The organism is Peribacillus sp. NPDC096448, assembly GCF_044762675.1.
GTDB classification, from domain to species: domain Bacteria; phylum Bacillota; class Bacilli; order Bacillales; family DSM-1321; genus Peribacillus; species Peribacillus frigoritolerans_B.
Window position 1 is genome coordinate 44810 of the sequence record NZ_JBIWEU010000012.1, and the last position, 22926, is coordinate 67735.

The window sequence follows — 22926 nt, forward strand, 5'->3', positions numbered from 1 at the left end:
TATAAAACCTCCTTATTTTAAAATCTCATAAGCATAATCTACGAGATTCTGCTTTTTTTTATAATTTGTGTACTGTGCAGCATATGTTCTGACAGGATCACCGGAATAAAATCGTTCATATAATTCATGCCGTGATGCAAGCGGACTCCCTAATAAATCCCACGACAATTTAATTAATCGGGTCCTATCCTCGGCAGATGTCCCTGTACCCTGGTAATACTCTTTTAACAAAGGACCTATGGGTCCTTCCAATTCTTTCAAGCTGGATGGGACCTGTAACAGTCCTCCTGCACCAATTTGCTGGATGATTTCCAATGCCCTTGGGTAGAATCTCGTTCCCAGATTTCTGGCTGACGTTAAAAAATCTTGATCAGGAAGCATTATGCCATTATGCATTTTCGCTTTATATTCCGAAGCGAGCAGTAATGCCTTAATGGTTTCAAGCTGGATGATCAATTCTGCAAGCTTCTCTTTCACATGTAAAAATTGTGTAGCACCAGCCGTTTCCGCTAATTCATTTCCGATTGCTGCAACACTTTCCAGTTTGCTGACAAGCCTCACTACAGTTTGATGCTGGCTAAGCATTGATGAAGGGGCATCACAACGAAGCATCCATGCAAATTCAGGATCCTCTTGAACAAGCACCCGCTCCCAAGGGATGAATACATCATCAAAAATCAAGACGGCATCCATTTCGTCAAAACGTGCACTTAGCGGATGATCCTCCTCTCGTTCATCAGAAAACGACTCCCTGCAAACGATATGCAAACCTTTGGCATTGACAGGAACAAAGAAAACATTTGCGAATTCACGTTCATTTTCCTCTCTCTTGTGATAGGAAAAAATTAAAATTTCATCAACATATGGAGCAGCTGTCGCAATCATTTTCGCACCGCGAACATAGATTCCTTCACGATTTTTACGGCTGATATGTAAAATTCCCGGTTTCTTTCCCACTAATGTTTTTGAACGATCCTTTTGTGGATCATGCCCTGCAACTGTTGACAATAAATCAAGATTACGGGATTGATAGTAATAGCTTTCTATTTTCTCTGAAAAACCTGGATGTGCATCTTCATATTCTGAGCGGTTTGCGAACCAGCCAGTAATTATGGAACGGGAATATTCAGATAGACGGCTCATGACTCCAAAAGTCTGATCGGCCCAATGCTGATACGCCAAACGTTTTTTTTCCAGATCCTTATGTGTTCTTGGAACGAAGAATGACAGGTTCGCATCAAGCCCTTCCTCCGTCTTGTATGTCAGCAAGGATTTACTGCCTGTTTTTGTTTGTAAATCCAGCAAGGACTGAATCGTATGGACCGTACCTTTAAATGCAGGATGTTCCCCTACGTTCTTGATGATATCTCCATCTAACCAGATATTTCTCCCATCATTAAGTCGTTGAAGATACCGATTGTTTTCGATCATCACAATTCCCCTTTCCATTTACCTCCTCCAAAAAATGGTGGAGTCTTCGTTTTAATGGCTCTTTATCATAGGTTTCATACTGCATGGCAAAGGTTCGAATGGGATCCCCGGTATACAGCCTTTCATACAGATCATGCCTTGATCCCAGTGTGCTCCCTATCAGTTCCCATCCTACTTGAAATAAAGACGTTTTAGTGACGGCATCGACATTCGCTCCTCTAAAATACTTTTCTAATAATGGAATGAGTTCGTTGCTGTCCTCTATCGTTGTAGAAGGGAGCTGGATAAAACCGCCTGCCCCGATTTGTTTTAAAATCTCGATCGCTCTTGGATAATGGCGGGTTCCAAGATTTCGCGCGGTTTGCAAGGGTACGAGAGCAGGTAGATAAACACCCTTTTCGTTTAGTGATCCTTGAATCTCCGAGACAATAAGCAACGCCTCTATACTATCGATTTGGGTATATAGTTCACCAAGCTTCTCCTTCACTTGTAAGAATTGATCGACACCGATCGATTGAGCGATGGCAGTAGCCACCCCTGCAACGAATTGAAGTTTCGTCAGCAATCGGACAACCGTTTGATGATGGGCGAGACAGTTTAATTGCTGGTGCCGCTGCGCCTCAAACACCCCTTCTACGGATCCCCTTATAAATACACGTTCCCAAGGAATCAACACATCATCAAATAATAAAACAGCGTCCATTTCATCAAATTGCGCACTTAATGGATGTTTCCTTTGATCTCTTGAGGCGAATGATTCACGACAGACAATTTGCAGGCCGGGAAGATTCAAAGGGATAATGCACATATTTGCTTGTTCTGTTTTATCAGAAGACAGTTTCTGATGCGGCATGATGATGACATCGTGAGCATACGGGGAAGCGGTAGCAATCATTTTCGCACCTCTAACGACGATTCCTTCCTCCGTTTCCTTTATGACTTTCAATAAAGCATCTTCCTGTTCATCACCTGGCTTTGACCTATCGATCTGAGGATCAAGTATGGCCTGAATCACAATACGTCGTTCATCCCTGGCCTGTTCATAGTATTCCGTGATTTTCTTGGAAAATCCTGAATCATATTGGTTAAAGAAATCCCTATCAATGTAGTAGCCTGTAACCAGCGAATTCGCATAGTCAGATAATCGGCTCATCACTCCATAAGTTTTCCGCGACCATAATTCAAAGGCCTTTCTTCTTGAAATCAGCTCTTCCATATCTTTGGGGATAAGAAAAGATTTGTGAACAAATTCCTTTGTTTTTGGACTTTCATATCCGACAATCTTTTGTTCCTCAGGCGAATCCAGCATATCCAACAAATGTGTTAATGTGTCCAAGGTGCCTGTGAAAGCATGATGGGCATATAGATCGTCTATTTTCTTTCCATCAAGCCAAACATTTCTTCCATCTTTCAAACTTTCGGCTAGCCGTCTTCTTTTATTGACCTTCATTAAGCAATACCCCCCTTGGATAATACAAAAGCCCTTGAAGGAGTATGGAACTGACTCCTAACAAGGGCTCTCGGTTGTCCGATAAGCTATTTTTTTATGTTTACTATCATAATCCGATAAAATTAATTGGTCAAGTATGATTTAACTAATCACCCAAAAATAACCAGTAAAAATAATACTTGATAAATAATCAGCAATCTTGTTATAGTTTAATTATTCCAATTGGAAAACTATACTATGAAGGCCTACCGGATAACCGGCGGCATGAACAAACCTTGTTCATGCTTTTTTTTATTCCCAAAAAAAGAATGGACCCATAAAAAAGAAAAGAGGAATTCCAGATGAGAAATTCATTTTTGTTTATCATCATGTCCCTATTATTCGTCATGTTGCTTTCAGCTTGCACCAGCAGCGGCAGTGAAAAAGCCGCGAGTGAAGATAAGAAAGAAATTATTTTCGGCTTCACTCCAGGCCCTTATAGTGACCAAGTGAAAAAAGGAATAGAACCCTACCTGAAAAATAAAGGATACACCGTTAAGTATGTGGAAATCAGTGACCCGAACCAACCAAACTTTGCCTTAGCGGAAGGCTCAATCGATGTTAATGTATTTCAGCATACTGCATTTTTCAAGAATTTCATCAATGAAAACAAACTGGAACTTACCGAAACCATTAAAGTCCCTACAGCACCCATGGGATTATATTCAGACATACATGGAAGCAAGGATGAATTGAAGGAGGGGCAAAAAGTGGCAATCCCCAATGACCCCGCTAACGTGGCACGAGCATTAAGAATGCTTGAACAAATTGGCTGGCTTCAATTAAAAAAGGGATACGATCCCCTGACTGTATCCAAAAAAGATATCGTGGAGCAAAAGGTGAAATTTTCATTTGTTGAGGTGGAACAGGCTCAAGTTCCTCGAATCTTGCCTGATGTAGATTATGCGGTAGCGAATGGGTATACCATCCTGGTATCCGACCGGAAATTATCTTCTGCCATCTATTTAGAAGATCCCCCATTTGAATACCAAAATTTTGTGGCGGTAAGAACCGAAGATAAAGACAAGCAATTCGTGAAGGAAATCATTGACGCCTACCAATCCCCTGACTTTCAAAAAGCGATTGAAAGCAATAAAGAGTTTGAAGGTTTTCACCGACCTGATTATTTTAAATGAAAGATATATAACGCATGCAGATCGGAGGTTCAGAATGATAAAGTTTACTAATGTTTGTAAAACCTTTTCTGTCAAAAACAAATTATTCACTGCGGTTTCCCATGTAAATCTTGATATTAGGGAAAATGAAATATATGGGATCATCGGTTTTAGCGGGGCAGGTAAATCTACTTTACTGCGCATGGGCAACCTGCTGGAAAAGCCTACGGAAGGTACGATCGCGATAAATGATTCGATCCTTAGTGATTTATCTGGCAAACAGCTTCGGGAAGCACGCAACAAAATCGGGATGGTTTTCCAGCATTTCAACCTCTTGGCAAATCGAACGGTGCAAGGAAATGTCAGCCTCGCATTGGAACTTGCCAATGTACCAAAACATGAACGCGCCAAAATCATTGCCGAGTCCCTGCAAATCGTTGATTTATCTGATAAGGCAAATCATTATCCAGCTCAGCTCTCTGGCGGACAAAAGCAAAGAGTCGCGATTGCCCGTGCCATAAGCACAAAACCAAATGTGTTGCTTTGTGATGAGCCCACCTCTTCACTTGATCCACAAACCACTCAATCCATCCTGGCCTATCTAAAAAAAATAAACGAAACCTATGGTGTAACCATCCTGATCGTGACTCATGAAATGGATGTAATTCGAAGGTTAGCAAATAGGGTAGCGGTCATGGAAAATGGGAAAATCATGGAGGAATTGAACTTAGCGGACAATAGAACCATACCCACAACAAAAATCGGTAAAATTCTATTAAAACATGAATCTGAAGAGGTGAAGGTAAGTGTTTGATAATATCATTTCCTTACTCCCTGAAATTTACTTAGGTGTAGGCCAAACATTTTTAATGGTGGGGATAGCGATATTGGCAGCTATCTTATTAGGCCTCCCGCTTGGTTTCCTTGCATTTTTGACTTCAAAGGAACAATTACTCGAGCAGACTATCTTAAATAACGTTTTAAATGCAATGATCAACACGGTCCGTTCATTCCCATTCATCATTTTACTGATTGCTCTTATTCCATTTACACGAACGTTATTGGGAACATCTGTAGGTCCGCTTGCCGCCTCCATCCCACTATCGATAGCTGCCATTCCGTTTTTAGCTCGGCTTGTTGAACAATCTTTGCGTGAGGTGCTAAAAGGAACAATTGAGGCTGCTGTTGCGATGGGCGGTTCCCCCTTCCAGATCATTAGCAAAGTTTTATTATTGGAAGCCCGTTCCGGTCTCCTGTTAGGCCTCACTGTTACTGCCGTTTCTTTCATATCCTATTCAGCTATTGCCGGGGTCGTAGGAGGCGGGGGAATTGGCGACTTGGCCATTCGTTATGGATACTACCGTTTTCAAACTGACATCATGATAACAACCGTATTCCTTCTTATCATCATTGTTCAATCCGTCCAATTCGCCGGAAATTATCTATCTGCTAAACTTGATAAAAGGTGAACGCAATCATAGCCTTTCTTGGTTCGAATCCAATGAAAGGCTATGACTTTTTCTTTAAATTAAAAATGCTTCCCTTAAAAAGTATTGCCAGTAACATACAATCCTTCGATACCTCTATTAATCTGTTAGAAAACCCTCACATCAAAATAAATCAACACCTCAAGATATATACCCGCTTTTCCAGCCTCATTTCTGACTCCTAAGCCAACCAAAAACCACTCCTGTACTTTCACCATCAAAACACATATCAAACGTTCCATAGATAGGCTTATGGTCCTTGAATAACCTGTTTTAAAGCATAGTTCCCTCAATCCAAAACCAGATTGGTATGGTATGATTATAGAAGGGTTAATTTTCGCTTCAGGAGGTGGAATAATGACGATCAGCAGCATCATATTGGTGGTGGCGGCAGTCTTTATCGGCGCCTTGATGCGGACCATGTTCGGGTTTGGTGAAGCGATTGTCAGCATGCCTCTGCTTGCCTTACTTCACATTCCGCTTAATACATCAGTTTCCCTGATTGGATTGGCAGGTCTTACCGTCGCTTCACTAACCGTCGTTAGCGGATGGCGGCATATCGAACGCTCGGTAATAATCAGGCTGGTGGCTTCAACGGTCATCGGCATACCAGCCGGCCTCGCTTTGCTCCATTACGCACCTTCTTTGATCATTACTTCTGCACTCGGTGTTTTTTTGATTGCATATGGAGGATATTCTCTTCTAAAGCAAAAACTTTTTAAAGCTGTGGATAAACCATTACTTAACTCGAAGGGCTGGGTATGGCCGTTCGGTTTTGCGGCGGGAGTCCTTGGCAGCGCCTATAACTTTAACGGAGTGCCTGTCGTCGTCTATGGAACTTTACGAAGATGGAATCCAGATCGATTCCGCGGAACATTACAAGCCCATTTCCTTATATCCGGAATCCTGGTCGTGACGGGTCATGCGCTAGGCGGACTATGGACGGCCGATTCACTTATTCTTTACGCTTATTCCATTCCAGCCATATTACTTGCGACAGGTCTCGGAATCTTCATGAATAAGCGAATTCCCGCGAAGAAATTCGAAAGCTATTTATTCTTTATCATCATTGCGCTAGGTGTACTATTATTGATTCCCCATGACCGATAACCAATAAAAGCCTGATTTCTCTTTGAAACAAAGAAATCAGGCTTTAGTCTGAAGACAATTTACAAAAATAATAGAATCATAGTCGAATCATCAACCTCGGATATCCCGTTTGTTATATCCGATAAAGCCTGCTGCCAGTAATAAGATAGCCAGGATTGAAAGCATTGATACCTTCATGTAATCCATATCTTCAACAGGAAGTTTCGGAATATGGCCAAATGGTGTTAGTTTTCCCATCCATTCCGGGAATTGAAGCATCCCCCCTAAATAAACGACTAAGATTGAGTATGTCAAGTAAAGCCAAGTCAAGCCGGATAATTTTGGTGCAAAGCCAATAAACAGTACGGCGATGCCAATCATGATCCACATCGCAGGCAGGTAGACCATTGCTGCACTAAATAAAGTGCCGAAAGCAATCCCTTCATCCATCACTGAATTCCCGACTGCCCAAAGACCGATGTCAGCAAGCGCAAGCATGAGAAAACCGGCCATGACGGAGATGATAAAATAGCTGCCCATAAGCCTTGTACGGGATACGGCGCGGCTCAGTAAATGTTCAGTATGATTCTTTTTTTCTTCCCCTTTAAGTTTTAACATCGCCATTAAAGGCGGAATGGTGCATATCATGGAGATGACCGACATCAACATTGTCAAGAATTGTTCTGTCAGCGAATAGCCTTCAACTGGCGTCATTAGTTCCGCCATCATTTCATTTTTTGAAAAAAAGGATTCTAAATCACCTAAAACGGAACCGTAAGATGCTCCTAAAATGAACATCCCGGCTGCCCAGGCGATCAATCCTGTACGCTGAAGCCTTAGCGCGAGGCCAAGCGGACTTTTTAAAAACGATGAAGCATATTTCCTGCCGGGCTTAGCCGGAATGAATCCAGCTTCCAAATCACGGATGGCATTCAAATATAGAGATAGGGCAACCAAAATGATTGCCGCACCGATCGTAAGGATGATTGGCCACCAATAATTATTCACATATACTTCTGAACCTAAAACCCAACCCAATGGTGAAAACCAGGAAAGTGTTTCATTGCTGACATCCCCTACCGCCCGGATAAGATAGGAGAGAAGCAATACAGTGATGGAGTAACCAATCGTACCTCGAGCACTCTCCGTAAGCTGGGCAAATAATGCCGTTATCGCCGAGAAGAATATACCGGTTGCCCCTAAAGCAGCTCCATACATAAGGGAACCTTCCAAATCCATGCTTTCAATTCCCAGAGCATACAATCCGAAACCCGTTATTAGCGCGATCAATGCATTCGTTCCAAACGATACGGAAATAGTTGCATATAAATTCGCCGACCGTCCAGCTGGCAAAGAACGGATCATTTCGATACGGCCGTCCTCTTCATCTGCGCGTGTATGGCGCGTAACAAGTAAAATACTCATTATTCCCACGGCCATAGCGGTTAACAGTAACATTTGATGCGCCATCATCGCTCCGTTTGTATAGTCATCCAGGCCGTACCCTTTCCCCACCATCGCTGTCATTGCAGGGTTCTTCATCGTTTCTGCAATGGTTTGCCTTTCTAGCCCAGTCGGATACAGATCGGTGAATGCCATTGCAACCAAGAATGTAAGGACGGATAGGGAAATTATCCAAACAGGAATCCGAATCCGATCTTGCCGTACGATGAATCGGGAGAGCCTCCCTGTATTATGATAGGACTGGTTCGCCATTATAACGCACCTCCCGCCCCAGAATCAGAAGTCTTCCTTACACCTTCATAATGGCTCATGAATAAATCTTCCAATGTAGGCGGCGCACTTTCCAATTTTACAATTCCAAACTGGCTTATATATTTCATGACATTATCCAATTCCTCTGTATCCACTTGGAATGAAAGTGCCTCGTCTTTCTTCACGATATCCCAAACACCATTTACATTCCCTAAATCCGGAATAGGCTGCTTCGTTTCGACAAGCAAGCTCGTTCTCGTCAAATGACGTAACTCCTCCAATGTTCCCGTTTCAATTATTTGTCCTTGCCGAATGATGCCCACTTTATCGCATAACCTTTCCACTTCAGAAAGAATGTGACTGGAAAGCAATATACTTTTTCCTTCATTTTTCGCTTCCATCACACATTCCTGGAAAACCCTTTCCATCAATGGATCTAGACCTGATGTTGGTTCATCCAATATATAGAGGTCGGCATCAGATGAGAAAGCAGCAATCAAAGCAACCTTTTGCCTGTTCCCCTTTGAATATGTTCCACATTTCTTAGAAGGATCCAAGTCGAATTTTTTTATTAGTTCTTCGCGTCTGCTTTTATTGTTCGTCCCGCGTAATTCAACAAATAGATCAATAACTTCCCCGCCTGTTAAGTTGGGCCATAGGTTCACATCTCCAGGAACATATGCGATTCTCTTGTGAATTTCAACCGCATCTTTCCATGCATCCTTGCCAAAAATCTTCGCTTCCCCATCCGTCGCTTTTAAAATCCCGAGCAGCACACGGATCGTTGTTGATTTTCCAGCACCATTAGGACCGATGAACCCAAATACCTCACCTTTATTCACTTCAATGTTCACACCATTTAAAGCATTGAACTTTCCAAACTTTTTCGTTAAATCCGTTGTTTTCAATACGGACATTCCTCATCCACCTCTTCCTCATTGAAAGGATATGAAATATTTTAATCGATTTAGTTCATAATATACAAAAGGGGATTTCCTGACAATAGTTTATGAACTTATTTTATTGTTCTATTACATATTTTTAATTAAACTAAAGTTGAGGTGAAACAAATGGACGGATTTCAACGACGCAGGGAACAAAAGAAATTGCATATATTAGAAGCTGCCTTAGCTTTATTCATGGAGTATGGTGTACAGAAGATTTCGATTGGGGAAATAGCCAAAAAAGCAAATGTATCTCAAGTAACGATATATAATTACTTCGAAAGTAAACATAACTTGATTCATGAGGTTTTTATTCATTATACAAATAAGGCATTGGATGAATTTGAACAGATTCTTACCAGCAACGTTGCTTTCCCTGAAAAAATAAAGCAGCTGATGTTCACGAAGAATGAAACTGCGAAACAAATTCATGAAGATTTTTATCAATATTTAATGAGGGAATATACTTCCGGAGTCAATTACATGGAAAAAATATACATAGAAAAGGCCCTGCCACGCTTTATTGATCTGTTTAACCAAGGGAAGGAACAAGGATATGTTAATCCGAACTTATCCAATGAAGCGATTTTATTTTATATAAAAGCGATGAATGAATATATCCAACGGGAGGAGGTTTATCAAAGCATCCTGCCTTTGACTGAGGATATTATGAAGATTTTGTTTTATGGGATCGTTGGGGAAAAAGAGAAATGAATTAAAAAAACGGTGTGAATCGACATTTCCAATTCACACCGTAAAATCTTATTTAAGAATTTTCCGCTTTCTTTAAGTCAATGTTAATAATTTGGCTGAAGTGTAATTATATTTCTCGATTGATAGATCAAAAACGGCTCCCGCTTTTAAAAAGACCGTACTTTCAACTATTAAAGTCGGATCGCCTGGCTGCAAGTCCAAAAGCTTGGCATCGTCGTCATTTAGTTTTACACACGAAATGATTTTATCTGCAAACCCGATATTCAACTTCAAATCCTCGACTATATAATCATAAATGGAACCATTTGCGATTTCTTTATTCAAGATGGGGATGATGTCTTTATTGAAAAAGGACTCTTCTATTACAATGGGTTCACCATTTAAGTATCTAACCCTTTTGAGGTTATAGATTTTGGTTTTTACATTGCATTTCATTTGTTTGGCCAATTTTTCATCAGCTTCTATTAATTCTAACTTCAATACTTTACTTTTCATTTCATCATTTGGAAACACTTTGGTTAAGCCGCTCATATCCCTCATCGAAATGCAGCCCGGTCTGGAAAATTCCCTTAGGAATATGCCGCTTCCTTGCACTTGATAGATATAACCCTGCTCAACCAATATGTTGATTGCTTTTCTAATGGTATTCCTGCTGACATCGAACTTCTTCATCAACTCTTCTTCAGTAGGTAACTTAGTATTTAATGTATATTTTCCTTCTAATATTTCCTTCTCCATTTGTTCTACGACCATTCTATACTTTACACCCATATTTCCATTTACCTTCCTCTATACATAATGATTTAGAACAATAATTAAGACTGAATGCTAGGTTTTCTTTACAATAGTTTATTTTATAACGATTGTAAAGAAACCTCTGTTTCTTTCAGACTGCAGACAAATCCGAAGAAAAGCCTATAGTTTTTTCAAGAAAACATTCCAGCTGATTTCAGAAATCCGCTCCCTTTCCGCCGACTGCCTGCCAAGCCTCCTCGGCGCAACTGGATTGAAGATTTTTGAACGTTGATTTCCACTCCAGGCACTCGCTTTCCGCGGGCGGTCCGGGAGCCTCCTCGGCGCTTTTGCGCCTGCGGGTTCTCTCTTGGACGCGCTTTTCCCGCAGGAGTCTCGCACCTTCCGTTCCAATCAACTTTGTTTTACATTTAGATAGAACTCCTTTTGTCGACAAAAGTTCTGAATGGTCTCATCCCCTACCTTGATTAAGACAAGGTTACACTTTATGGCTTTTTACTGTAAGACAATCGATTGAATAAATTGTGACACTCCTGCAAAATAAATGGCTAGCCAAGAAAAGTACAAAACAATAAAGTGTAATGTTTATATCCTCGGGCTGATCCTCATTTCAACTAAAAAAGAGACACCCTATCGATTAACGATAGGACGTCTTCAAATCTATTGAATATCATTTTGCCGTTTCCTCAGACATGTAGTTGTTTATAGCTCCTTCATCCGCTTTAATGTGTAAACAAAATATTCCCAGTTGTTTATGGTCGAAGGGATGCTTAAGTGTTCTTCAGGTGTATGTACGGAAAACATATCCGGTCCGATTGAAACAGTATCCAACCCTGGTATCTTATCTATGAATACCCCACATTCGATCCCTGCATGGACAGCGATGATTTCAATTTCTTCATGATATTTTTCTTTGTATGTCTCTTCAAATAATTTCTTGAGTTTCGAATCAGGATTATAGGGCCATTCCGGATAATCCGCGTCAACCAATAGCTCACACCCAAGCATGTCGGCAATCGCCTTTGCCTGCGTGACCATATTATATTTGATGCTTTTGACCGAACTCCTGATTTCACTTTCGAATATCATTTCCGCTTCATTTGTTGTAACCACCCCTAGATTCGTCGAACTTTCGACTAACCCTTCTATTCCCATGCTCATTCCTTGAACGCCATGCGGGATCACCAGTAAGGAGGCAATGGCTTTAGTCACCGTCTCTTTGGAAAAAACGTTTGAAGAAATCGTTTCAATTTTTTCAAACCTGATCGATATCTCAGGGTCGGAAGATTGCAGTTCATTTTTAAAAGTATCCTCCCATTTCTGGAGTCTCTCCGTTATCTTCTGAACATCTTCTACAGAAATCAGTACAGTCGCCTCCGCTTCACGAGGGATTGCATTCCCTTTCAGGCCACCGTTCATTTGCTGTATGCAGCAAGGGAAGTCTGTCGTTAATTCATGCAATACTCTGCCCAAAAGTTTATTGGAGTTCCCTCTTCCCTTATGGATGGACATACCGGAGTGTCCGCCCTTCAACCCTTTAATCCTGATATTATAAGATACAGCATCAACAATGGAAGCCGGTTCCCATCCGATTGGCAGGATCTGCCGCACGCGTATTCCTCCAGCAGAGCTGACCAAAAGCTTCCCATCTTCTTCCGAATCGATATTGATCATCATTTTTCCTTTGAAGTGAGCCGGATCCACGGCAAGTGCACCGTTCATTGTCGTTTCTTCTTCAGTCGTTATGACTATTTCAAGAGAGGGATGCGGAATATCATTTGCATCCAATAATGCCAAAGCATAAGCAACAGCAATTCCATTATCCGCCCCCAATGTTGTATCCGTTGCATATAACATATCTCCCACAATCCTTAATTGAAGCGGATCTTTCTCAAAATCATGAAGCGTTCCCTTGTTCTTTTCACAAACCATATCCATATGCCCCTGGATAATGACTGTAGGTGCACTCTCATATCCAATTGTGGCAGGCTTTTTAATAATCACATTCAGCGCCTCATCCTGGATTACCTCCAGGTTCCTATCCTTGGCGAAGCGAACCAGATAATCACTGATCGCTTTTTCATTAGCCGATCCTCTCGGGATTTTGGAAATCGCTGCAAAATGATGAAACACCGGATGGTTCGATAATTCTTCTAACGTGCTATACATGGAAATACACCCTTTCATTTAACATATTTGTACTGCCTATCATCCTTTCACTTTTCCAGAACGGAGCACTGCGACTTTCTTGAAAAAAGGATACAGAATGTACCCCAGGTAAACACCAATCATATTCAGGATCAGGTCATCGACATCCAAACTTCCGCGCCGAAAAACGAACTGACAGATTTCGATGCCCGAAATCGAGAGTAATGGATAAATAAATTTCCTTTTAGCCGAAGGCCCTTCCCCTTCCCTGGACAACAAATACAGACCGAATGGAATGAACAGCCCCACATTGGCGCTAAGGTTATAAAATGACACAAGCCCGTTCATTTCGTTCGATAAATATGAAAGAATCGTAGAAAAAGGAATCAAATTATATGAATATACCTGCCCTTCCGGCCGAAAGAAAAGCAAAACCAATAATGATAAAGTGTAGCCAAACAATGCTGCCTGCCATAAAAGGCGCGGAACCCTGACCGTTTCACCTCGATAATAAAGAACCGCAAACGAAACGATAAGAAGTATACAAAACCAGACAACCAAGATCACTAAAGGATTCAAATATAGTAGAAGCTGAAGGAATAAAGGCAAACCGCACAAAAACAATGCTTGCGACAGCAAAAGGGAAAGCATGAACGATTTTAGGGACATATAACTCCCCCCTTCTATTTCTTTCCAAATCATTGCATATCCTTATATCCTAGGACAACTTTAACAGCCAGTCAACAAACTGCATTAACACCGATGGGAATTCTGATTCGAATTTCAACCAAAATTCGAACCAGAAAACAAAAAAAGCCTGTTCCTCACTTTCCAGGAATCCGGCTTCTTTTTTAAAAGTTGTTGATTTCATAGTGCACGGTATTTTTTTAAGCTAATGATATTGATGGTGATAAAAACGACGGCAAAAGCCAGGAGAATGAACAAATCCAGTAAAACCTCATTGAATGTGAACCCTTTGTACATAATGCCGTTCATGGCATCCGATGCGTAATAGAGAGGCATTGCCTTGCCGATTTTTTGGAGCCAATCTGCCATGCCATCTAATGGGAAAATCCCTGTAAAGAAGACTTGCGGCACGATGACCAGCGGAATGAATTGTACCATTTGGAATTCAGATGTCGCGAAACTCGATAGTAATGTACCGAGCGATAATGCAACGAGCGCGACCAGTATATTCGTCAGTAAAACGAGCCAAATGGAGCCAACAAGGACGATATCCAATACATTGACAGCATAAAGTACGACAATTATGGTTTGAACGAGAGCGAATAAGCCATATCCGATTACATAGCCCGCTACGATTTCGTATCTTTTAATCGGGGTGGCAAGCAGCCGTTCCAACGTACCACTTGTACGCTCTTTCAAAAGCGCAATCCCCGCTATTAAAAATACAAAGAAGAAAACGAAAAAGCTGACGAGCATCGGACTGAAGGTATCAAATCCCTTTGTGTTGGCATTTCCGTAAACATATTGCTCCTCAATTGAAGGAGTGTTTTTTTCATTCCCTTGAAAGCCTTGCATCATTTGCATTTGAACGGCTTTTGCACGGGTCGGTTCGTCGTTCAATAGTGTGAGTTTCATTTTGCCATTTTCAACATGCAGCCAGCCATCCGTATCATTTTCAATCATCTTTTCCTGTGAGAATTCCTCTGCAGCCGTTACTTGAAAATCCGCTTTTTTCAATGCTTTAACGATCGTTTCATCACTGCCTGTAACAACGATATTCAAATCACTTGCTTCTGTATCGAAAATAAAATACATGAGCGTTAAAATAAGCAATGGAGCTAGGAAAAATAAAGCGAGCGTCCTTCGATCCCGGCGCATCTGCTGTGTAATACGAGTAACAAGAGAGGCAATTCTCATTTTAGGCCGCCTCCAATCCTTAAAAAAACATCATCAAGCGTTTCCACGGCAAATTGTGCTTTTAAAGCTGCAGGGGTTCCTGCCGCGATGACTTCACCTTCCCGCAGCATCGCCAATTTATCGCATCGTTCCGCTTCATCCATGACATGCGTCGTGATGATGATCGTTTTATGATCTTCATTTCTTAAACGCTCAAGTTCCTGCCAAATCGATTGTTTCAGCAAAGGGTCTATCCCTACTGTCGGTTCATCCAAAATGAGAATCTCCGGATTTTGGATGAGTGCAACCGCCAGTGACAGACGGCGTTTCATTCCCCCTGAATAATGGGCAACCCGAACGTTCAAATCACTCGTCAACTGTACGATTTCAGCTGCATATTGAATGCGTTCCCTTCGTTCCTTTTTCGAAAAACGATAAAGCTTCGCAAAAAATTCAAGGTTTTCAGCCCCCGTCAGTTCTGTATATAAAGCATCGGACTGTGCCATATAGCCGACATCCAGCAACAGTGCTTCATTTGGCACTTCTTGATCCAGAACCGTAACTTTACCCGCATCGGGCTTAATCAATCCGACAATCATTTTAATCAAGGTCGTCTTTCCGCATCCGGATGGGCCTAACAAGCCAAAAATCCCGCTTTTTTCAATATTCAGGCTCAATGGCTGAATGACCTTCTTCTGCTGAAAACCCTTAGCAATCCCTTCAATGGAAATTGCATTTTCCATTGCACACACATCCTCCCTCTTTAATTAACACGGTGTTGAGTGTATCATCATTCTAAGGTAGCATTCGGTCTAATACAATCAACACATTTGGAAAAATGTTCAGTGAAGGAGACATTCCATGGCATCGATTCATGAGGATATGGTACAAAAGACGAAAATGCAAATACAGCATCATTTTATTGCACTTGTTGAAGCAGAGGGGTTCTCACATGTATCAGTGAAGAAAATTGCAGAGCGCGCCAACATTAATCGGGGTACATTCTATTTGCATTACACAGATAAATATGAATTGATGGATCACTTACAGCAGGAATTGTTAAATGAACTTCGAACCCGCATTACTGCCATTTTGCCGAAAGAGGCTTTTTTGGCTCTTCATCAACAGCAACTTTACCCGCCTTTCATAGCGATTTTTCAATTCATCAGCGAACATGCTCACGCATTAAGGGCCATCCTTGGTGATCAGGGCGATCCTTCTTTTGCAAAAAAAATAAAGCGGGTATTCGGTGAAGTACTATTGGAGCGTTTGATCAGCCTGCATCCAGCAGCAAAAAATGAAGCATTCCGCATGTATATGCACGCCTTCCTGACATCGGCTATTTTAGGAGTGATTACTGAGTGGCTGGAGAACTGTGAAGAACAAACGGCGGAAGAAATGGCGAAAATCCATTTTCAAATCTTGAACTTCATCAGCCAATTGCGCAATTTCATCCAATGAACGATTCATTAAAGGCATGTTCCATCAACATGCCTTTAAATCGGATTACATCTTTTCCTTCGCTTCTACCTCTACATCACCAAGGGAATAATACCTCCTCTTGGAGGCCTTCATACTAAGCATCGACAATAAAATTGATAAAGCGAACATGATCAAGGAACCTGAAATCACCACGAACCGAATCGAAATGAAATGGGCTGAAAAACCAACAATTGCGGTAGTAATGATGATCAATAAAGCTTCTAACAAGCCAAAAACACTTCCGACCCTGCCCATGATCTCCACCGGAATATTATTTTGATAAAAGGTTTGAAAGCCGGTATTGGCAAAAGCCAATGAAAAGGCAATGATGAAAAATCCGATGGCGGCCAGTGAAAAGGAATTCGAAAAGGCATAGATCATATAACCTATCGAGACAAATAAAGATCCAAGACCAATCATGTGCGAGATTTTCACTTTACTGATGAAGACGGCATTGACTATGGCGCCAGCAATGATGCCTGCCCCTGCGATGCTTACAAGGAATCCGTAATCGCTGTCCGACAAAAGGAGCACGGCCTTGGCAAACGCCGCTTCTTGGGAGTCGATGGCCGTTTCCATCACCACCATGCAGCTGAATAAGAAATAAATGAGCATGATATAGGAAGATTTCCGGCTGAAGTCCAGGACGATGCCCCAATCCTTTTTCATGATGGTCCAAGACAGGTAACGACTGGATTGTTCAAGGGGATGATCCTTTTCAAGATCAGGCATGAATAAAGTGATGATACCGGATAATAATAAGGCAGCCGCGTTAATATAAATCGCTAAAACGGGCGTACCGATCAAGAAAAGGATACCCGCTAGCGCCGGTCCAATCAAAAAAGCCCCAGAATCCATTAAGCTTCGTAAGGAGTTAAATCGTTTCCTCTGTTCAACGGGAATTAATTTTGTAATATACGACCTTGATGTTGTTCCGAACATGGCCCCTGCCATATTGATCACGAACACAAGGGAATAGATGACCCAAATAGAAGAAGTCAATGGCAGCAAGACTAAGAATACCGTGCGAAATATGTCAAGTGCCGCCATTAGATTCCGCTTATTTATCCGGTCGATCACGCTCCCTGCCCACACATTCGTAAATATGGCAGCAATCGGTTTAACGATATAAAGCCCAGCTACCGCCAAGGCTGAATCAGTCATATCCAGAACGATTAAATTAAGTGCAATGAAATAAACCCAAGAACCGAAGTTGGAGATACCTATTCCGCACAATAGAATGGAGGGGTATTTCCAGGATACTAATGTATTTCTTAATGTCATCGCTTCTCCCCCTTTGACCGTACATAAAAAACCCCGTCCCCAAGCCAATGCCTCTCGGGACGAGATCGATTTGCGGTGCCACTCCCATGCGTCACTATACATCCCCAACTATCCTCGGCTGCTTTCGGGGCTCTTTCGGAAAGTGGTCATTTCATTTACTTTCCTCTTCTTTACGTCCACATTGCCATTACTAAATTTTAACATTGATGGTTCAAAACTGTAAATAACGCAAAAAAAACTCATTCAAAATAAATGAGTTTAAAAGCAAAACAAGATATGGATTTTTCGCTCGGCGTTCCTGGATAGATCATAATTGAATACCGCTAATGAATGTTGAATCAATTGAATTACCTTAGGGAAAACAATTTTAAAAACGGATTCTTTTTCTTATCCGTTATCCTTAACTCATCCATGATGATTTGATCCTCATGATCGGCTATCCATTTCCTTAGTGCATCTTTATCCTGGCATTGTGTTAAATATGTCTGGCCACCCTTGCCTGTAGCATTAATAACATATCTATTGAACGTCTTCTCCATAATTGCCCGCCTTTTTAATAAAATGTATTGAATCTTTAAATACGAATGCAATGCTTTTTTCTTTATGTTTTACAAAAGAAACATAATATATATATTACAAATTTTGATTGGCAATAGCTTGTTCTGCTTGAAAGTATTGAATAAAGTTCATCGTTGCCGGTTATCATAATCGGATTAATCGAACCTATCATAATGTGCTAACTAATATTTGTCAATACGTTTTTTCAATGTAAATAAAACGTAAATTTTCAGTTTTATTAAAGAAATATTTTTTTACAATTTAGGGGTTTACAACTGCTAAATGATGGGAGTAGAATACGTTTATCAATTTAATATATTTCGGCCTAAACTCAAGGGAATTGAGTACGGAGGACCCAATCATTTGGGGTTAATTCTGCCTTGCAGAAGGGATGAGATCAGCTCTTTCGCCATCCTACCCGTCAGCTAACTTCGTCGGCTAAAGCGAAGGAGGTCATAAGACCGCCTATTTCGGGAGCTTTTTTGCGCGTTTTTTCAGGAGCAATAGCTGTTCGATGTTTTCGCAGGTCTTTTTATTATGCCTTTAAAAAGAGTCGGAATGAGGATTGATGGTTAAGATATTCATACAGTTTTACACATTTCATTTTTATAAGTAGGGATGATCAATTTGATAAAAGCAAAAAATTTGTTAGATCCGCCCAAAATACTTGTACTCGGGTTTGCCATCCTGATACTTATCGGGTCCTATTTATTGACCCTGCCGATTTCCACTGAAAATGGCGATGGCCTTTCTTTTCTGGATGCTTTATTCACCGCAACCTCAGCTACTTGTGTAACAGGACTGGTCGTAGTGGATACGGGATCGACCTTCACCACTTTTGGTGAGTTGGTCATCTTAACACTGATTCAGATAGGCGGTTTAGGGTTCATGTCATTTGCGACGTTTTTCTTTTTCCTTCTAGGCAAAAAGATTTCTTTAAAGGGCAGGTTACTCTTGCAGGAGTCCTTAAATAATCTATCCATGGCAGGTATAGTCAGGTTAGTGAAACGGCTTTTAATTTTCACGGCCATCATTGAAGGCGTGGGTGCCCTTATCTTATCGATTCGCTTTTCTTTTGATATGCCAATGGGAAAAGCGATCTATTACGGGTTTTTTCATTCCATCTCGAATTTCAATAATGCCGGCTTTGATTTAATGGGGGAATTCAGGAGTTTGACCCCATATGTATCGGATCCATTCGTAACGCTTACCGTCGCCTTCCTCATCACGTTTGGCGGAATAGGCTTCATCGTGATGAATGAACTATACGAATATCGTGACACCCATCGTTTATCCGTACATACGAAGGTGGTTCTGATGACTAGCTTGACCCTTACGGTTACCGGCGCAATTTTAATCTTTTTATTCGAGTTCGGTAATCCAAAGACATTGCAGCCTTTATCTTTCATGGGTAAAATACTGTCATCTTTATTTCAATCGGTATCACCAAGGACAGCCGGCTCCAATACGCTGAATATCCCTGATTTGACTCAGCCTACATTACTGCTCATCATTTTCTTGATGTTCGTCGGGGCTTCACCCGGATCGACTGGCGGCGGGATTAAAACGACTACATTGGCGACGATTGTCGGAACGGTTTGGTCACAGATTAAAGGAAAGGGTGATGTGGTCTTATTCCGTCACCGCATTGTGACTGAAACGATTTTTAAAGCATTATCCGTAACATTCATTGGCGTATTCATGGTTTCGCTCATCTCCATTCTGCTGACCATCACCGAAAGCGGAACTGACTTCTTGATGATTTTGTTCGAAGCCACTTCAGCATTCGCCACCGTGGGACTTTCAATGGGTTTGACCCCAGAATTATCACCGGTTGGCAGGATGCTCATCATTTTCACGATGTTTGCAGGCCGTGTTGGTCCTTTGACTTTGGCCTTCGCTATCGCCATGAGGCGCAAACCAGATCCGTTCCGACGTCCAAAAGGAAAAATCATGATTGGTTAATAATGAATGAAGGAGTGTAAACGATGGGAAAACGACAATATGCCGTGATCGGTTTAGGCAGATTCGGAACCAGCGTGGCCCATAGATTATATTCGGCCGGCCAAGAGGTATTGGGTATTGATGTCAACGAGGAAAGAGTCGAGAATGCGGATCTGAACGTTACCCATGCGGTCATGGCAGATACGACAGAAGAAGAGACATTAAAAGCAATCGGAATCCGTAATTTCGATTGTGTCATCGTAGCCATCGGAAATGACATGCAATCGAGCATTTTAACTACCTTGCTTTTAAAAGAGCTTGGGGTCAAAAAAGTCATCGCCAAGGCACTTAATAAAAATCACGGTCAGGTGCTCACTAAAATCGGTGCCGACTGGGTCATCTATCCTGAGAGGGATATGGGGGAACGGGTCGCGAATCAGCTTCTTTCCCCTAACATGCTGAACTATATAGAGCTTTCTAAAGAATACAATATCGAGGAGATCATCCTCCCCAAGAGTATGAAGGGTAAAAGCCTCAGGGAGCTTGATTTGCGGGCAAAATATAATATTAGCGTCATTGCCATCGTGAGTAATGGAGAAATTATCATAGCACCCTCACCGGATCAGGATATCCATGAAAAAGATATGCTTTTAGTGGTTGGCAATAAAGAAGATCTAGCCGTCTTTGCCAATATTGAATAATCCGGAAGGTTCCGGCTCTTGCTTTATGTAGCCCGATACCTATTTTGAATGCTAATACATGCGGGAAGACCGCCATATGGAGGTCTTCTCGATGAAATGTATAACGAGCATCCCCGCGCCCTGGATATGTATGTATTATTTTGTCGTACGGATTGCTTGGGCAAGAGTGGACTTTATCGTCACTTTATCAAAAGGCAGTTGAAGCTTAACGGCAGTCATGGCTATTTCCGGCCGAAGTCCTGAAAGGGTTGTTTGAATTCCTATCAAATGTAAGGATTCAATCAATTGAGACAGCTGGTGTGCCGATCCGCTATCTATTGCATGAACGCCAGATAGATCAATGAAAAGTCTGGTGACATTTTTTCCAGCGCACTTTTGTAATGTGTTTTCAAGCAAGGACATGCCCCTCATCGTGTCAATATCGCCTATCAGGGGAAGCAGCGCCGTGTTTTCTTTAAGCGAAATGATGGGTGTGCTCAATTCATCGATCGTTGCCTGTTGTGCCTTCATGATTTTATTGGCATATCTATGATTCGCTTCAGTGAACCTCTCCATCACTTCACTGAACACCTTCACCACTATCCGATACCAGGAATTTACTTCCTCCTGTGTATATTTGTCCCCATGCAATTCCACAAACCGGTCAATATAATCCAGGTATTGCTCTTGCGTTCGGAAAAACTCCCTCAATATAAAATAGATGGGTGTGTTTAAATGCTGCTCATCCTGACCCATATCTTCAATCCAATCACCAAGCTGCTTAAAGAATTCTCTCTCCTCTGTATCAAAGACCTGAAAGAAACGTAAATGAAATTCATTATTTTGCTGCTTAAGTTTTTTAATCACTTTGGGATCGGATGAACTATAAACACCCGACTTATCACTTTTTTTCAATGATGTGTACCAATCCTCAGTCAATTGTGCTGCCACACCCAATAAAAAGGAATATAATTCTTTATTTATGTGCATAAACTCCTCCTATTTAGTTTTTTATAAAGCATTCAATTGGTCTCAGCAGTCGATAAACCTAACGCTGAAATCGGCATTGTCAGGTTATTGAAATATCATCAAAAAGCAAGCATCGAAGACAACCTCTTCCATACTTAAAATCTTATGATCTGATGCCCCATTTCCCCCTCTTTCCATATACCTTCCCAGCTGTTTTTAAAACCATGCAACCACTGTTTTTTTAAAAAAAGATCAGCAAAACCTTCATCTATCATTCTGGTAAATCTACGTTCCCAAAACTTTATAGTGTTGTTATAGTTTACCATTTTCATTTTTTGTTAACAAATCCCCACTTTTCTTCATTACAAAAAAAGGACCTGATCCCAGATCCTCCGTTTAAAGCCATTTCGCCTTCTCACTTCATAAATAAAGCCGTCCATAAACCTTGCACCCCAAAGCTTTCATCCGTTTGTTCCATTCTCCTCATTTTCCGTATTTCCACCGCTTCAAATTCATTGAAGATCAGTCTGAGTTTTTCTTCAGTAAAACCTAATCCGCCTTTAAGGCTCCTCTGCCTATATACTTCCCAATCCGAGATGTCTGCCCCACCCAATATGCCGCCTTCGACAAAACAAGTAATCGAATACAACCCCTTAGGCCTTAATGCTTTTTTCACCATCTCCAAATAATTGATCCTTCGATGTGGAGCAATATGGTGAAAACAACCTGAATCATACACGAAGTCATATTGCCCTTTTGCAATATCCAAATCAAAAATATTCCTTTGAATGAAGTTCACGTGGACATTTTTATCTGCTGCCCGTTCTTTTCCCCATTCAAGGGCTTCCTTCGAAATGTCCACCGCATCAACGGAACAGCCCTTTTGAGCAAGGTAAATGGCATTTCTCCCAGGTCCGCATCCAAGCTCAAGAACCTTTCCTGGCCCAATTAACCGATCATCAAAATATGAAACCAAATTCTCATCAGGGAAATCCCAAAAAAAGGGAACCCCTCTTTCACGGTCTTCATAAAAACCATCCTAGAACCCAGCTGGCTCACGCAATAATGAGTCCAGCATGTTCAATAGATCTTCGTAGGTTGTAATCGTTTCCGACAAAACCATCACCTCTTCCATTGTATCCCGCCATTTAATTATACTGATTTCGGCCAGTGCCTATGTAACAGCTGCATCAAAAATGTGTTACATATGACGATCAGACACCATTGGACCTTGTTGTTTATATAATGGTCACTGGAATT

General features: G+C 41.4%; 21 protein-coding genes, 1 pseudogene and 1 riboswitch. Of the genes and pseudogenes, 8 read left to right on the plus strand and 14 right to left on the minus strand.

Annotation, left to right across the window (positions count from 1 at the left end):
• Positions 1-12 precede the first annotated feature (12 nt).
• Both ACIQ0C_RS19570 and ACIQ0C_RS19575 read right to left on the minus strand, forming a co-directional pair.
• Entirely contained in the window at positions 13-1449 is a 1437-nt protein-coding gene (locus tag ACIQ0C_RS19570) for a 4-hydroxyphenylacetate 3-hydroxylase family protein (RefSeq protein WP_403062985.1), read from the minus strand.
• Positions 1397-2881 carry a 4-hydroxyphenylacetate 3-hydroxylase family protein gene (locus ACIQ0C_RS19575; protein WP_403062988.1) on the minus strand — a complete coding sequence of 495 codons (1485 nt, stop codon included), beginning with the start codon at positions 2879-2881 and terminating at the stop codon, positions 1397-1399. The genes ACIQ0C_RS19570 and ACIQ0C_RS19575 overlap by 53 nt, the downstream gene beginning before the upstream one ends.
• 341 nt (positions 2882-3222) lie before the next feature.
• On the opposite strand from ACIQ0C_RS19575, the gene ACIQ0C_RS19580 reads away from it, so the two are divergent.
• From ACIQ0C_RS19580 to ACIQ0C_RS19595, 4 genes are all read left to right on the plus strand, one after another.
• Positions 3223-4056, plus strand: coding sequence for a MetQ/NlpA family ABC transporter substrate-binding protein (locus ACIQ0C_RS19580; RefSeq protein WP_402840386.1), 834 nt, complete (start codon positions 3223-3225; stop codon positions 4054-4056).
• 34 nt (positions 4057-4090) lie between these two features.
• A complete protein-coding gene (locus tag ACIQ0C_RS19585) occupies positions 4091-4849 on the plus strand; it encodes a methionine ABC transporter ATP-binding protein (RefSeq protein WP_403062992.1) in 759 nt (252 codons plus the stop codon).
• The gene (locus ACIQ0C_RS19590) at positions 4842-5504 is read left to right on the plus strand and encodes a methionine ABC transporter permease (protein ID WP_403062995.1); all 663 of its coding nucleotides are present in this window, start codon (positions 4842-4844) and stop codon (positions 5502-5504) included. The genes ACIQ0C_RS19585 and ACIQ0C_RS19590 overlap by 8 nt, the downstream gene beginning before the upstream one ends.
• 375 nt (positions 5505-5879) lie before the next feature.
• Complete coding sequence (locus ACIQ0C_RS19595; protein WP_403062998.1) at positions 5880-6632, plus strand: sulfite exporter TauE/SafE family protein; 753 nt, start codon at positions 5880-5882, stop codon at positions 6630-6632.
• Between the two features lie 90 nt (positions 6633-6722).
• On the opposite strand, the gene ACIQ0C_RS19600 is transcribed toward ACIQ0C_RS19595, so the two are convergent.
• Positions 6723-8327, minus strand: a complete 1605-nt coding sequence (locus ACIQ0C_RS19600; protein WP_403063001.1) for an ABC transporter permease — start codon at positions 8325-8327, stop codon at positions 6723-6725.
• Positions 8327-9244, minus strand: a complete 918-nt coding sequence (locus tag ACIQ0C_RS19605; protein WP_403063004.1) for an ABC transporter ATP-binding protein — start codon at positions 9242-9244, stop codon at positions 8327-8329. Before ACIQ0C_RS19605 ends, ACIQ0C_RS19600 begins: the two co-directional genes overlap by 1 nt.
• 153 nt (positions 9245-9397) lie before the next feature.
• Between ACIQ0C_RS19605 and ACIQ0C_RS19610 the strand changes: the two genes are divergently transcribed.
• Positions 9398-9985, plus strand: a complete 588-nt coding sequence (locus ACIQ0C_RS19610) for a TetR/AcrR family transcriptional regulator (protein ID WP_403063007.1) — start codon at positions 9398-9400, stop codon at positions 9983-9985.
• Between the two features lie 72 nt (positions 9986-10057).
• On the opposite strand, the gene ACIQ0C_RS19615 is transcribed toward ACIQ0C_RS19610, so the two are convergent.
• The 5 genes from ACIQ0C_RS19615 to ACIQ0C_RS19635 form a co-directional block, all read right to left on the minus strand.
• Complete coding sequence (locus tag ACIQ0C_RS19615) at positions 10058-10756, minus strand: GntR family transcriptional regulator (RefSeq protein ID WP_403063010.1); 699 nt, start codon at positions 10754-10756, stop codon at positions 10058-10060.
• A gap of 684 nt (positions 10757-11440) precedes the next feature.
• Positions 11441-12907: an aminoacyl-histidine dipeptidase gene (locus ACIQ0C_RS19620; protein WP_403063013.1), complete on the minus strand. Its 1467-nt coding sequence runs from the start codon at positions 12905-12907 to the stop codon at positions 11441-11443.
• Between the two features lie 39 nt (positions 12908-12946).
• Positions 12947-13555: a VanZ family protein gene (locus tag ACIQ0C_RS19625; protein WP_403063016.1), complete on the minus strand. Its 609-nt coding sequence runs from the start codon at positions 13553-13555 to the stop codon at positions 12947-12949.
• 198 nt (positions 13556-13753) lie between these two features.
• A complete protein-coding gene (locus ACIQ0C_RS19630; RefSeq protein WP_402840416.1) occupies positions 13754-14770 on the minus strand; it encodes an ABC transporter permease in 1017 nt (338 codons plus the stop codon).
• Entirely contained in the window at positions 14767-15492 is a 726-nt protein-coding gene (locus ACIQ0C_RS19635; protein WP_403063019.1) for an ABC transporter ATP-binding protein, read from the minus strand. Before ACIQ0C_RS19635 ends, ACIQ0C_RS19630 begins: the two co-directional genes overlap by 4 nt.
• 118 nt (positions 15493-15610) lie before the next feature.
• Here ACIQ0C_RS19635 and ACIQ0C_RS19640 point away from each other — a divergent pair, with 118 nt between their 5' ends.
• Positions 15611-16210, plus strand: coding sequence for a TetR/AcrR family transcriptional regulator (locus ACIQ0C_RS19640; RefSeq protein WP_402840422.1), 600 nt, complete (start codon positions 15611-15613; stop codon positions 16208-16210).
• 45 nt (positions 16211-16255) lie between these two features.
• On the opposite strand, the gene ACIQ0C_RS19645 is transcribed toward ACIQ0C_RS19640, so the two are convergent.
• Positions 16256-17515 (minus strand): MFS transporter, encoded by a 1260-nt coding sequence (locus ACIQ0C_RS19645; RefSeq protein ID WP_403063022.1) that lies wholly within the window; start codon positions 17513-17515, stop codon positions 16256-16258.
• Positions 17516-17862: 347 nt separating this feature from the next.
• Entirely contained in the window at positions 17863-18054 is a 192-nt protein-coding gene (locus ACIQ0C_RS19650; protein WP_076370632.1) for a hypothetical protein, read from the minus strand.
• A 331-nt stretch (positions 18055-18385) separates the two neighbouring features.
• Positions 18386-18528: riboswitch (cyclic di-AMP (ydaO/yuaA leader) on the plus strand.
• Between the two features lie 172 nt (positions 18529-18700).
• Between ACIQ0C_RS19650 and ACIQ0C_RS19655 the strand changes: the two genes are divergently transcribed.
• Positions 18701-20038 (plus strand): TrkH family potassium uptake protein, encoded by a 1338-nt coding sequence (locus ACIQ0C_RS19655; protein WP_403063025.1) that lies wholly within the window; start codon positions 18701-18703, stop codon positions 20036-20038.
• 23 nt (positions 20039-20061) lie between these two features.
• Positions 20062-20718 (plus strand): potassium channel family protein, encoded by a 657-nt coding sequence (locus tag ACIQ0C_RS19660; RefSeq protein ID WP_402840431.1) that lies wholly within the window; start codon positions 20062-20064, stop codon positions 20716-20718.
• A 135-nt stretch (positions 20719-20853) separates the two neighbouring features.
• Here the strand turns inward: ACIQ0C_RS19660 and ACIQ0C_RS19665 are convergent, their stop codons facing one another.
• The 3 genes and pseudogenes from ACIQ0C_RS19665 to ACIQ0C_RS19675 all read right to left on the minus strand — a co-directional run bounded on the left by ACIQ0C_RS19665 (position 20854) and on the right by ACIQ0C_RS19675 (position 22783).
• On the minus strand, positions 20854-21687 hold the full coding sequence (locus ACIQ0C_RS19665; RefSeq protein WP_403063027.1) for an STAS domain-containing protein: 834 nt from the start codon (positions 21685-21687) through the stop codon (positions 20854-20856).
• Positions 21688-21821: 134 nt separating this feature from the next.
• A complete protein-coding gene (locus ACIQ0C_RS19670) occupies positions 21822-21998 on the minus strand; it encodes a hypothetical protein (RefSeq protein WP_403063030.1) in 177 nt (58 codons plus the stop codon).
• 83 nt (positions 21999-22081) lie between these two features.
• Positions 22082-22783: pseudogene (locus tag ACIQ0C_RS19675) on the minus strand (class I SAM-dependent methyltransferase).
• Positions 22784-22926 lie beyond the last annotated feature (143 nt).

Coding starts and splice junctions, on each gene's coding strand:
- ACIQ0C_RS19570 (WP_403062985.1), bottom strand. CDS start 1,449: ATGGAAAGGGGAATTGTGATGATCGAAAACAATCGGTATCTTCAACGA.
- ACIQ0C_RS19575 (WP_403062988.1), bottom strand. CDS start 2,881: ATGAAGGTCAATAAAAGAAGACGGCTAGCCGAAAGTTTGAAAGATGGA.
- ACIQ0C_RS19580 (WP_402840386.1), top strand. CDS start 3,223: ATGAGAAATTCATTTTTGTTTATCATCATGTCCCTATTATTCGTCATG.
- ACIQ0C_RS19585 (WP_403062992.1), top strand. CDS start 4,091: ATGATAAAGTTTACTAATGTTTGTAAAACCTTTTCTGTCAAAAACAAA.
- ACIQ0C_RS19595 (WP_403062998.1), top strand. CDS start 5,880: ATGACGATCAGCAGCATCATATTGGTGGTGGCGGCAGTCTTTATCGGC.
- ACIQ0C_RS19600 (WP_403063001.1), bottom strand. CDS start 8,327: ATGGCGAACCAGTCCTATCATAATACAGGGAGGCTCTCCCGATTCATC.
- ACIQ0C_RS19605 (WP_403063004.1), bottom strand. CDS start 9,244: ATGTCCGTATTGAAAACAACGGATTTAACGAAAAAGTTTGGAAAGTTC.
- ACIQ0C_RS19610 (WP_403063007.1), top strand. CDS start 9,398: ATGGACGGATTTCAACGACGCAGGGAACAAAAGAAATTGCATATATTA.
- ACIQ0C_RS19615 (WP_403063010.1), bottom strand. CDS start 10,756: ATGGGTGTAAAGTATAGAATGGTCGTAGAACAAATGGAGAAGGAAATA.
- ACIQ0C_RS19620 (WP_403063013.1), bottom strand. CDS start 12,907: ATGTATAGCACGTTAGAAGAATTATCGAACCATCCGGTGTTTCATCAT.
- ACIQ0C_RS19625 (WP_403063016.1), bottom strand. CDS start 13,555: ATGTCCCTAAAATCGTTCATGCTTTCCCTTTTGCTGTCGCAAGCATTG.
- ACIQ0C_RS19630 (WP_402840416.1), bottom strand. CDS start 14,770: ATGAGAATTGCCTCTCTTGTTACTCGTATTACACAGCAGATGCGCCGG.
- ACIQ0C_RS19635 (WP_403063019.1), bottom strand. CDS start 15,492: ATGGAAAATGCAATTTCCATTGAAGGGATTGCTAAGGGTTTTCAGCAG.
- ACIQ0C_RS19640 (WP_402840422.1), top strand. CDS start 15,611: ATGGCATCGATTCATGAGGATATGGTACAAAAGACGAAAATGCAAATA.
- ACIQ0C_RS19645 (WP_403063022.1), bottom strand. CDS start 17,515: ATGACATTAAGAAATACATTAGTATCCTGGAAATACCCCTCCATTCTA.
- ACIQ0C_RS19650 (WP_076370632.1), bottom strand. CDS start 18,054: ATGGAGAAGACGTTCAATAGATATGTTATTAATGCTACAGGCAAGGGT.
- ACIQ0C_RS19660 (WP_402840431.1), top strand. CDS start 20,062: ATGGGAAAACGACAATATGCCGTGATCGGTTTAGGCAGATTCGGAACC.
- ACIQ0C_RS19665 (WP_403063027.1), bottom strand. CDS start 21,687: ATGCACATAAATAAAGAATTATATTCCTTTTTATTGGGTGTGGCAGCA.
- ACIQ0C_RS19670 (WP_403063030.1), bottom strand. CDS start 21,998: ATGAAAATGGTAAACTATAACAACACTATAAAGTTTTGGGAACGTAGA.